We start from the raw sequence: 1,113 nt of genomic DNA on the forward strand, positions 1-1,113 counted from the left end.
TGTACTGCCCAGGGACGTTGGTCAAGCGGCTGAAGGGAACGTTCCTGCCGATGGCGGAGTGTTGCCGGTGGTGATTGTAGGTGTGCAGCCACGCCGGTAGCGCTGATCTTCGGGTTCGTTCGGACTTGTAGTGGCGGGCGAAGGCCCATTCGGCGGCCAGGGTGCGGTGGAAGCGTTCGATCTTGCCGTTGGTCTGCGGCCGGTAGGGGCGGGTGCGTTTGTGTTTGACCGCCAGTTCGGCGCAGGTCTGCTTCCAGAGCGTGGAGCGGTAGCAGCCACCGTTGTCGGACAGGACCCGTTCGACCGTGACACCGCGGGCGGCGAACCAGCTCACCGCCCGGCGCAGCACCGCGACGGCCGTCGTCGCGGTTTCGTCGTCGTGGATCTCGGCGTAGGCGACTCGGGAGTGGTCGTCGATCACGGTGTGCACGAACGCGTGACCGAGCAGTTCATTGTGGTGTCGGCTGCGGGTCGTTCCGGGTGTGCTCTGGCGGTTCTTGCGGCCCTTCGCGCGTCCGACGAACCGCCAGCCGCCGCCGTCGGGGATGTTGCCGAGCTTTTTGACGTCGACGTGGATCATCGACCCCGGGTGGGGGTGTTCGTAGCGGCGGATCACCTCGCCGGTGCGGATGTCGATGTGCGAGAGCCGGTTCAGGCGGCACCGCACCAGGACCGCATGGACTGTCGAAGCCGGCATGTTCAGCCGGGAGGCGATCGCTAGCGGGGATAGGCGTGTGCGCCAGCGCAGGTCCACGATCTTGCGTTTGACCTGTTCCGGTGTGCGGTTCGGGCTGTGGTGTGGGCGGCTGGAGCGGTCGACCATGCCGACCTCGCCCATCTCCAGGTATCGCACGGCCCACCGTTTCGCGGTGGGCCAGGAGACGTTGAAATGTTCGGCTGCCCGCACGATCGGCCAGCCGTCGTCGACGATGAGCTGGGCCAGCAGTAGCCGGCCCCTCGGAGTCAGGGGTGCATTAGCGTGAACCACGAAGGTCTCCTGTCGGTCAGTGGTTGTCTCAGCAACTTCCACTTCACGACAGGAGACCTTCCCTGTTCAACGACCAGTCACAGCGTGTCGTCGCAATCCCTCAACCAACCTGCCTGGGCAGTACA

Annotated in this window: 1 protein-coding gene; it reads right to left on the minus strand. The window is 65.4% G+C overall.

The window, feature by feature from the left end; translation table 11 throughout:
• On the minus strand, positions 1 to 988 hold a 988-nt coding region (locus ABIC28_RS27225), incomplete at its 3' end, for an IS481 family transposase (protein ID WP_269590474.1).
• Positions 989 to 1,113: the final 125 nt, after the last annotated feature.

The organism is Rhodococcus sp. PvR044 (assembly GCF_040548995.1).
GTDB lineage: Bacteria > Actinomycetota > Actinomycetes > Mycobacteriales > Mycobacteriaceae > Rhodococcus_G > Rhodococcus_G oryzae.